The sequence below is a fragment of the Streptomyces carpinensis genome, assembly GCF_002154505.1.
Taxonomy (GTDB): Bacteria; Actinomycetota; Actinomycetes; order Streptomycetales; family Streptomycetaceae; genus Streptomyces; species Streptomyces carpinensis.
The window spans coordinates 23,447-33,455 of the sequence record NZ_MUBM01000068.1 but is presented as its reverse complement, the minus strand read 5'-3'; the positions used below and the strand labels follow the sequence as shown (position 1 = coordinate 33,455).

General features: G+C 71.1%; 6 protein-coding genes. 2 read left to right on the top strand and 4 right to left on the bottom strand.

The window, feature by feature from the left end; all coding sequences use genetic code 11:
- The coding region (gene fahA / locus BZY54_RS09865) for a fumarylacetoacetase (RefSeq protein ID WP_086724602.1) at positions 1 to 1,095 on the top strand (1,095 nt) is incomplete at its 5' end.
- A gap of 273 nt (positions 1,096 to 1,368) precedes the next feature.
- On the top strand, positions 1,369 to 2,307 hold the full coding sequence (locus tag BZY54_RS09860; protein ID WP_086724600.1) for a M56 family metallopeptidase: 939 nt from the start codon (positions 1,369 to 1,371) through the stop codon (positions 2,305 to 2,307).
- Positions 2,308 to 2,650: 343 nt separating this feature from the next.
- Here BZY54_RS09860 and recQ read toward each other — a convergent pair whose 3' ends face one another.
- From recQ to nuoL, 4 genes are all read right to left on the bottom strand, one after another.
- Entirely contained in the window at positions 2,651 to 4,648 is a 1,998-nt protein-coding gene (gene recQ / locus BZY54_RS09855; protein WP_086724598.1) for a DNA helicase RecQ, read from the bottom strand.
- Positions 4,649 to 4,835: 187 nt separating this feature from the next.
- Complete coding sequence (nuoN, locus tag BZY54_RS09850) at positions 4,836 to 6,485, bottom strand: NADH-quinone oxidoreductase subunit NuoN (RefSeq protein ID WP_086724596.1); 1,650 nt, start codon at positions 6,483 to 6,485, stop codon at positions 4,836 to 4,838.
- Entirely contained in the window at positions 6,482 to 8,053 is a 1,572-nt protein-coding gene (locus BZY54_RS09845; protein ID WP_086724594.1) for an NADH-quinone oxidoreductase subunit M, read from the bottom strand. Before BZY54_RS09845 ends, nuoN begins: the two co-directional genes overlap by 4 nt.
- Before the next feature lie 5 nt (positions 8,054 to 8,058).
- Entirely contained in the window at positions 8,059 to 10,005 is a 1,947-nt protein-coding gene (gene nuoL / locus BZY54_RS09840) for an NADH-quinone oxidoreductase subunit L (protein ID WP_086724592.1), read from the bottom strand.
- Between the last annotated feature and the right edge of the window lie 4 nt (positions 10,006 to 10,009).

Sequence of the window (10,009 nt, the reverse complement as noted above, 5' to 3'; positions counted from 1 at the left end):
GTCCTCGACGCGGGCGCGGCCGCGGTGGCGCTCGGTTCGCCGTACGCGGCCCTGCTCGCGCGGCCCACCCTGAACCCGCTGCTCGCCGCCGGCCGCACCGCCTGGTCGGACGTGCGGCGCGCGCTGACGGCGTGGGTGACGGTGCCGTCCCACCAGGAGGCCGTCGCGCCGTTCCTGCACCCGCTGTCCTCGGTGACCCTGCATCTGCCCTTCGAGGTCGCCGACTACGTCGACTTCTACGCCTCCGAGAACCACGCGCGGAACGTGGGGCAGATCTTCCGGCCGGACGCCGAGGACTCGCTGACCCCCAACTGGAAACACCTGCCGATCGGCTACCACGGCCGCTCGGGCACGGTCGTCGTGTCGGGCACGGACGTCGTACGCCCCTCGGGCCAGCGGAAGGCCCCCGGCGATCCCGCCCCGGTCATCGGGCCCTCCGTCCGGCTGGACATCGAGGCCGAGGTCGGCTTCGTGGTGGGCGTGCCGTCGAGGCTCGGGCAGCCGGTGGCGCTGGAGAACTTCCGGGAGCACGTCTTCGGGCTGTGCCTGCTCAACGACTGGTCGGCGCGCGACATCCAGGCCTGGGAGTACGTCCCGCTCGGCCCGTTCCTCGGCAAGTCGTTCGCCACCTCGGTGTCGGCGTGGATCACGCCGCTGGACGCGCTGGAGTGGGCGCGGGTGGCCCCTCCGGAGCGCACCCACCCGCTGCTTCCCTACCTGGACGACTCCGGGGAGGAGCCCGGCGGCTACGACCTGCGGATCTCCGTCGCGATCAACGGCCACGTGGTGTCCGAGCCGCCCTTCTCCACCATGTACTGGACGGCCGCCCAGCAGCTGGCGCACATGACGGTCAACGGTGCGTCTCTGCGCACCGGCGACCTGTACGGCTCGGGCACCGTGAGCGGACCGGAGCCCGCGCAGCGCGGCTCGCTCCTGGAGCTCACCTGGAACGGCCGCGAGCCGCTCGAACTCCCGGACGGCAAGCGGACGTTCCTGGAGGACGGGGACGTGGTGACGCTGTCGGCCTGGGCCCCGGGCGCGGCCGGCGTACGGGTGGGGCTGGGCGAGGTCACAGGGCGGATCGTGGCGAGCTGACCGGCGCCTGACTCCCTACGCACGGCGGTGCCCGCGGTGATGCGCGCCCGCCGCCGTGCGCGGGAGGGTGTGCGCACCGTGACGTGGTGGGTGCGGCGGGGATTGGTTGCGGTCAGGCCCTGACTCACGCCGCCCACCGCCGTCATACTGGCGGCAGACCGTGCGCGCGCCGCACGTCGGCCGCCGCGCAGCACCACCGCCGAGCACCACAGCACCACCGCACCGCACGACCCGACACCCGCACACCTCCGATCAGGATCCGGGGTCCGTGGCATGACCGTCTGCCTGCTCCTGCTGGGCGCCGTCGCGTTGACGGCCGCCGTGCCGGTCCCCCGCGCGCTGACCAGGGCGGGGTGGCCCGAACGGGAACCGGTCGTCGCGCTGTGGGTCTGGCAGTGCCTGGTCGCCACCGCCCTCCTGTGCTGCCTGGCCGGTCTGGTCCTGGGCACCGCGGCCGTCTTCCACACCGTCCGCGACCGGGTGTTCGCGCCCGCCCCGCCCTCGGTGACCGCCGCGTACGACCTCTCGACCGCGCCGGTCTGGGCCACGGCGCTGACCCTGCTGCTGGCGTGCGGGGCCGCCTGGACCACCGCGATGCTCGGCCGCGAGGTCGCCGAGGCCCGCCGCCGTCGTGGCCAGGCCCGTGCGCACCTGCGGGAGCGCGCACCCGATCTGCCCGCCGGGCTTCCCCCGGCCCGCGGCCCCATGCTGGTGCTGGAGGACGAGTATCCCGACGCCTGGTGGATGCCGGGTCATCCGCCCCAGCTCGTCGTCACCACCGGCGCACTGCACCGCCTGACCGGCCATCAGCTCGACGCCGTCCTCGCCCACGAACGCGGGCACGCCCGCGCCCACCACGACTGGCTGCTGCACCTGTCGACCGCGCTGGCGACGGGCTTTCCGCGGGTCCCCCTGTTCACGCACTTCTGCGACCAGACCCACCGCCTGGTCGAACTGGCCGCCGACGACACCGCCTCCCGCCGTCACGGCCACCTCACCACCGCCCTGGCACTGATCGAGCTCAACCAGCACCGGGGAGTCCTCTCCTGCGCCTCCAGCCACCGTCTGCTCGGTGAGCGGGTGGACCGCCTCCTGGAGCCCCCGCCCCGGCTGGACCGCAGGCGCAGGGCCCTGACGACGACGGCGGCGGCCCTGGTCCCGCTGCTGCCGCTCCTGATCACCTTCGCTCCCGGCCTGACGGCGCTGCGCTGAGCCGAGCCCCCCTTCGGCCCGGTGGCGACCGCGCCCCGGCAGAACTCCCTCCCCGACCGGTTCGCCCGCCGCCGCCCTGACCGACACGGACACGGCCGTGCAGCGTCAAGGTCGCGCTTGCCCTGGTCTCGGCAGACGCCTCCGACCCACTGGCTCACGTGGCCGGTGCCCCGCCCCGCGGGGCCCGCGTCACGGCCACGACGGACTCGGACGTCAGGGCGTACACCTCGCGTACGCCGTGAGCCGGGCCCCCACACCCAGTGACTTGGGCGCAGTCATCCTGTGTTGGCCGGGTCCAGCCGTACTGTGCCGCGTCGTCCCCTGTACGGCCGCCCGGCTCCGGTCATATCCAGTCGTCCGGCTCGGGCTCGGTGTCCCAGTCCGTGTCCGTGGCCGGGCCGGGCCCCTCCTCCGCCGCGTCCTGTTCGCCCGGGCCGCCGGCCCCGGTGGCCGACGGTCCACCCAGTGACTCCAGCACCCCGAGGACGCCCTCCCCGTATGTCGCCAGCTTCTTCTCGCCGACTCCGCCGACCGTGCCCAACTGGGCCACCGACGTGGGCCAGAGCGCGACGATCTCACGCAGTGTGGCGTCGTGGAAGATGACGTACGCGGGAACGCCCTGCTCACGGGCCTGCTCGGCGCGCCAGGAGCGCAGGGCCTCGAAGGCGGGCAGCAGCTCCTCGGGCAGTTCGGCCACGGCGGCCTTGCTCCTGCCCCGGCCCGAGGACGCCGAGGACGAGGAGCCCGACCGCGAGGCCGCAGGCCGCTTCGGCTCCTTGCGCAGCGGTACCTCACGCTCGCGCCGCAGCACCGCCGCGCTCGCGTCCGTCAGCGCCAGCGTGCCGTACTCGCCCTCGACCGCGAGCAGCCCCTGCGCAAGCAACTGCCGTACGACACCTCGCCATTCGCCCTCGGTCAGCTCCTCACCGATACCGAACACGGACAGCTGGTCGTGGTCGAACTGGATCACCCGGCCGGTGCGCTTGCCGAGCAGGATGTCGATGATCTGTCCCGCGCCGAACTTCTGCCGCCGCTCCCGCTGCAGCCTCACCACCGTGGACAGCACCTTCTGAGCGGCGATCGTGCCGTCCCAGGTCTCGGGCGGGGTCAGGCAGGTGTCGCAGTTGCCGCAGCCGGCCGGGTCCGGCTCCTGGCCGAAGTAGGCGAGCAGCTGGCCGCGGCGGCACTGCGCCGTCTCGCACAGCGCGAGCATCGAGTCCAGATGCGCGGCGGCCCGGCGGCGGAACGCCTCGTCGCCCTCTCCTGATTGGATCAGCTTGCGCTGCTGTACGACGTCGTTCAGGCCGTAGGCCATCCAGGCGGTCGACGGCAGGCCGTCCCGGCCCGCGCGGCCCGTCTCCTGGTAGTAGCCCTCGACCGACTTGGGCAGGTCCAGGTGGGCGACGAACCGGACGTCCGGCTTGTCGATGCCCATGCCGAAGGCGATCGTGGCGACCACCACCAGGCCGTCCTCGCGCAGGAAGCGGGACTGGTGGGCCGCGCGGGTGCCCGCGTCCAGGCCCGCGTGGTAGGGCACCGCCTCGATGCCGTTGTGCGAGAGGAACTCCGCCGTCCTCTCCACCGAGTTGCGCGAGAGGCAGTACACGATCCCGGCGTCGCCCGCGTGCTCCTGGCGCAGGAAGGCCAGCAGCTGCTTCTTCGGATCGACCTTGGGCACGATCCGGTACTGGATGTTGGGCCGGTCGAAGCTCGCCACGAAGTGCCGGGCCTGCGGCATGTTCAGCCGCTGGGTGATCTCCTGGTGGGTGGCGTGGGTGGCGGTCGCCGTGAGCGCGATCCGCGGCACGTCCGGCCAGCGCTCGCCCAGCACCGACAGCATCAGGTAGTCCGGGCGGAAGTCGTGGCCCCACTGGGAGACGCAGTGCGCCTCGTCGATGGCGAAGACGGAGATCTTGCCTCGGGACAGCAGGCCCAGCGTGGTGTCCAGACGCAGGCGCTCCGGTGCCAGGTAGAGCAGGTCCAGCTCGCCCGCCAGGAACTCCGCCTCCACCACGCGCCGCTCGTCGAAGTCCTGGGTGGAGTTGATGAAGCCGGCGCGCACGCCCAGCGCCCGCAGGGCGTCCACCTGGTCCTGCATCAGCGCGATCAGTGGCGAGACCACGATGCCCGTACCGGGTCTGACCAGGGCCGGGATCTGGTAGCACAGCGACTTGCCGCCGCCGGTGGGCATGAGGACGACGGCGTCGCCGCCCGCCACCACATGCTCGATGACCGCTTCCTGCTCACCCCGGAAGGCCTCGTATCCGAAGACACGGTGCAGCGTGGCCAGCGTCTCGCTGTCCGTCACTGGCATCTCGGTGACACCACCTGTCCCGCCCATCGTCTCGTCCCCCGTACGTCGTCCCTCGACCACTGCCTCCACGATAGGGGGCGGCGCCGACAGCCTCGGAGTTGTCCACAGGCCGGCGGCCCGTTCCGGGCCCTGTGGATCTGCGACCTCGCACACACCACTGCCCGGCACCTCTCGCGGAGGCGCCGGGCAGTCGGCCGGTGAGGAGCGGGGCGCCTCAGCGCACGAACACCCCGGCCTGGTTCGCCAGGTCCAGGAAGTACTGCGGGGCCACGCCCAGGACCACGGTGACCGCTACACCCACGCCGATCGCGGTCATCGTCAGCGGCGACGGCACCGCCACCGTCGGGCCCTCCGGCCGCGGCTCGCTGAAGAACATCAGCACGATCACGCGGATGTAGAAGAAGGCCGCGACCGCCGACGAGATCACACCGATCACGACCAGCGGTACCGCGCCGCCCTCCGCCGCCGCCTTGAACACGGCGAACTTCCCGGCGAACCCGGAGGTCAGCGGGATGCCCGCGAAGGCCAGCAGGAACACCGCGAACACGGCCGCCACCAGCGGCGAGCGCCGGCCGAGACCGGCCCACTTCGACAGGTGCGTCGCCTCGCCGCCCGCGTCGCGCACCAGCGTCACCACGGCGAACGCGCCGATCGTCACGAAGGAGTACGCGGCCAGGTAGAACAGGACGGAGGACACGCCGTCCTTCGAGGTGGCGATGACACCCGCGAGGATGAAGCCCGCGTGGGCGATCGACGAGTAGGCCAGCAGCCGCTTGATGTCGGTCTGCGTGATCGCGACGATCGCACCGCCCAGCATGGTCAGGATCGCCACGCCCCACATGACCGGCCGCCAGTCCCAGCGCATCCCCGGCAGCACCACGTAGAGCAGCCGCAGCAGCGCCCCGAACGCCGCCACCTTGGTCGCGGCCGCCATGAACCCGGTGACCGGGGTCGGGGCGCCCTGGTAGACGTCCGGCGTCCACATGTGGAACGGGATCGCGCCCACCTTGAACAGCAGGCCCATGACGACCATCGCGGCGCCGACCAGCAGCAGCGCGTCGTTGCCCATGGTGTTGGCCAGCGCCGGGTCGACGTTCGGCACGTTCCCCTCGACGACCTGCGCGATCGTGGCGTACGACACCGAGCCCGCGTACCCGTACAGCAGGGCGATGCCGAACAGGGTGAACGCCGAGGCGAACGCACCGAGCAGGAAGTACTTGACCGCGGCCTCCTGCGACATCAGCCGCTTGCGGCGGGCCAGCGCGCACAGCAGGTACAGCGGCAGGGAGAAGACCTCCAGGGCCACGAACAGCGTCAGCAGGTCGTTGGCCGAGGGGAAGATCAGCATGCCGGCGACCGCGAAGAGCAGCAGCGGGAAGACCTCGGTCGTGGTGAAACCTGCCTTCACCGCCGCTTTCTCGGCGTCGCTGCCCGGCACGGCCGAGGCCTGCGCGGCGAAGGAGTCGACGCGGTTGCCGTGCGCCGCCGGGTCCAGGCGGCGTTCGGCGAAGGTGAACAGGCCGACCAGGCCGGCCAGCAGGATCGTGCCCTGCAGGAAGAGCGAGGGGCCGTCGACAGCGATGGCGCCCATCGCCGCGATGTGCGCCTTGGTCGTGCCGTAGCCGTCCGCCGCGAGCGCGACGACCGCGGCGAACGCGGCGGCGAGCGCGACGACGGACACGAACACCTGTGCGTAGTAACGGGACCTGCGCGGGATGAACGCCTCGATGAGCACCCCGACGACCGCCGCGCCCACGACGATCAGGGTCGGCGACAACTGGCCGTATTCGATCTTCGGCGCGCCGATCTTCGAGATCGGGTCGGCCGCGGTTGTCCACAGGCTGTGGACGACTGCTGCGCTCACTTGGCCGCCTCCACCTCGGGCTTGGGATCGGTCTGGTGTACGTCGGACATGGTCTGCTTCACCGCAGGGTTGACGATGTCCGCGACGGGCTTCGGATAGACGCCCAGGAAGATCAGCAACACGATCAGCGGGGCCACGACCACCAGCTCCCGCACCCGCAGGTCGGGCATCGCCGAGACCTGCGGCTTCACCGGGCCGGTCATCGTCCGCTGGTACAGGACGAGGGTGTACAGCGCGGCGAGCACGATGCCGAAGGTGGCGATGATGCCGATCGCCGGATGCCGCGTGAAGGTGCCGACCAGGACCAGGAACTCACTGACGAAGGGCGCGAGCCCCGGCAGCGAGAGCGTCGCCAGGCCGCCGATCAGGAAGGTTCCGGCGAGCACCGGAGCGACCTTCTGGACGCCGCCGTAGTCGGCGATGAGCCGCGAGCCGCGCCGGGAGATCAGGAACCCGGCGACCAGCAGCAGAGCGGCCGTCGAGATGCCGTGGTTGACCATGTAGAGCGTCGCGCCGGACTGGCCCTGGCTGGTCATCGCGAAGATGCCCATGATGATGAAGCCGAAGTGCGAGATCGACGCGTAGGCCACCAGGCGCTTGATGTCCCGCTGGCCCACCGCGAGCAGCGCCCCGTACAGGATGCTGATCAGGGCCAGGACCAGGATGACGGGCGTGGCCCACTTGCTGGCCTCCGGGAACAGCTGGAGGCAGAAGCGGAGCATCGCGAAGGTGCCCACCTTGTCCACGACCGCCGTGATGAGGACGGCGACCGGGGCGGTGGCCTCCCCCATGGCGTTGGGCAGCCAGGTGTGCAGCGGCCACAGCGGCGCCTTCACCGCGAAGGCGAAGAAGAAGCCGAGGAACAGCCAGCGTTCGGTGCTGGTGGCCATGTGCAGGGAGCCGTTGGCACGGGCCTGCGCGATCTCGGCGAGCGAGAAGTTCCCCGCGACCACATACAGGCCGATCACCGCGGCCAGCATGATCAGACCGCCGGCCAGGTTGTAGAGCAGGAACTTCACCGCCGCGTACGACCGCTGCGTGGCGGCCGTCTCCTCGCCGTGCTCGTGAGCACGGTCCCCGAAGCCGCCGATGAGGAAGTACAGCGGGATCAGCATGGCTTCGAAGAAGATGTAGAAGAGGAAGACGTCCGTGGCCTCGAAGGAGATGATCACCATCGCCTCGACGGCCAGGATCAGGGCGAAGAAGCCCTGCGTCGGCCGCCAGCGGCGGCTGCCGGTCTCCAGCGGGTCGGCGTCGTGCCAGCCCGCGAGGATCACGAACGGGATCAGCAGGGCGGTGAGCGCGACCAGCGCCACCCCGATGCCGTCCACACCGAGTTCGTATCTGACCCCGAAGGCCGAGATCCAGGCGTGGGACTCGGTGAGCTGGTAGCGGGCTCCGTCCGGATCGAAGCGCACCAGGACGGCGATGGCCAGGACGAACGTGGCGAGCGAGGCGACGAGCGCCAGCCACTTGGCGGCGGTGCGCCGGGCGGCCGGCACGGCGGCCGTGGCGACCGCCCCGAGGGCCGGGAGCACCGCCGTCGCTGTCAGCAGAGGAAAGGACATCGGTATCAGACCGCCCTCATCAGCAGGGTCGCGGCGACCAGGAGCGCCGCACCGCCGAACATCGAGACCGCGTAGGAGCGCGCGAAGCCGTTCTGCAGCCGGCGCAACCTCCCGGACAGGCCGCCCATCGAGGCCGCCGTGCCGTTGACGACGCCGTCGACCAGGGTGTGGTCGACGTACACCAGGGAGCGGGTGAGGTGCTCGCCGCCGCGGACCAGGACGACGTGGTTGAAGTCGTCCTGGAGCAGGTCGCGCCGGGCTGCGCGGGTGAGCAGCGACCCGCGCGGGGCCACGGCCGGGACCGGCCTGCGGCCGTACTGCGCGTAGGCGATGGCGACGCCGACGACCAGGCACACCATGGTCGCGCCGGTGACCGTCAGGGCACTGACCGGCGAGTTGCCCTCGCTGTGCCCGGTGACCGGCTCCAGCCAGTTCAGGAAGCGGTCGCCGATGCTGAAGAACGCGCCGCCGAAGACGGACCCCACGGCCAGCACGATCATGGGGATCGTCATGACCTTCGGCGACTCGTGCGGGTGCGGCTCAGCGTGTGCGCCGCGCTCCTCGGCCGCCGGCTCCACGCTGGGTTCGGCCGGGGAGGCGGTGGGCCGGTTGCGCCAGCGTTCTTCGCCGAAGAACGTCATCAGCATCACGCGCGTCATGTAGTACGCCGTGATGGCCGCGCCCAGCAGGGCCGCGCCGCCGAGGATCCAGCCCTCGGTGCCGCCCTTGGCGAAGGCCGCCTCGATGATCTTGTCCTTGGAGAAGAAGCCGGACAGCCCCGGGAAGCCGATGATGGCGAGGTAGCCGAGGCCGAAGGTGATGAACGTGACCGGCATGTACTTCCGGAGGCCGCCGTACTTGCGCATGTCGACCTCGTCGTTCATGCCGTGCATGACGGAACCGGCGCCGAGGAACAGCCCGGCCTTGAAGAAGCCGTGCGTCACCAGGTGCATGATCGCGAAGACGTAGCCGATGGGGCCGAGGCCCGCGGCCAGCACCATGTAGCCGATCTGCGACATGGTCGAGCCGGCCAGCGCCTTCTTGATGTCGTCCTTCGCACAACCGACGATCGCACCGAAGAGCAGCGTGACCGCGCCGACCACGGTGACGGCGAGCTGCGCGTCGGGCGCGGCGTTGAAGATCGCGCCGGAGCGGACGATGAGGTAGACGCCCGCGGTCACCATGGTGGCGGCGTGGATGAGGGCGGAGACCGGGGTCGGGCCCTCCATCGCGTCCCCGAGCCAGGACTGCAGCGGCACCTGGGCGGACTTGCCGCAGGCCGCCAGCAGCAGCATCAGGCCGATCGCGGTGAGCTTGCCCTCGCCGGTACCGCCCACATGGCTGAAGACGGGGCCGAAGGCGAAGGTCCCGAACGTGGTGAACATCAGCATGATCGCGATCGACAGGCCCATGTCGCCGACGCGGTTGACCAGGAAGGCCTTCTTGGCGGCGGTGGCCGCGCTGGGCTTGTGCTGCCAGAAGCCGATCAGCAGGTAGGAGGCGAGACCGACGCCCTCCCAGCCGACGTACAGCAGCAGGTAGTTGTCGGCGAGGACGAGCAGCAGCATCGCCGCGAGGAACAGGTTGAGGTAGCCGAAGAAGCGGCGGCGCCGCTCGTCGTGCTCCATGTACCCGACCGAGTACAGGTGGATCAGTGAGCCGACGCCGGTGATCAGCAGCACGAACGTCATCGACAGCTGGTCGAGCCGGAAGGTGACGTCGGCCTGGAAGCCGGCCACCGGGATCCAGCTGAACAGGTGCTGGGTCATGGTCCGGTTCTCGGCGTGCTTGCCGAGCAGGTCGGCGAAGAGGACCAGGCCGATCACGAAGGAGACGGCCGCGAGCAGGGTGCCGAGCCAGTGGCCGACGGCGTCGAGTCGCCGGCCGCCGACCAGGAGGACGGCCGCTCCGAGCAGGGGCGCCGCGATCAGCAGCGCAATCAGGTTGTCCACGATT

What these genes read in the sequence shown, in the direction of transcription:
- BZY54_RS09860 (WP_086724600.1), top strand. Translation starts at nt 1,369, where the DNA reads ATGACCGTCTGCCTGCTCCTGCTGGGCGCCGTCGCGTTGACGGCCGCC.
- recQ (WP_086724598.1), bottom strand. Translation starts at nt 4,648, where the DNA reads ATGGGCGGGACAGGTGGTGTCACCGAGATGCCAGTGACGGACAGCGAG.
- BZY54_RS09845 (WP_086724594.1), bottom strand. Translation starts at nt 8,053, where the DNA reads ATGTCCTTTCCTCTGCTGACAGCGACGGCGGTGCTCCCGGCCCTCGGG.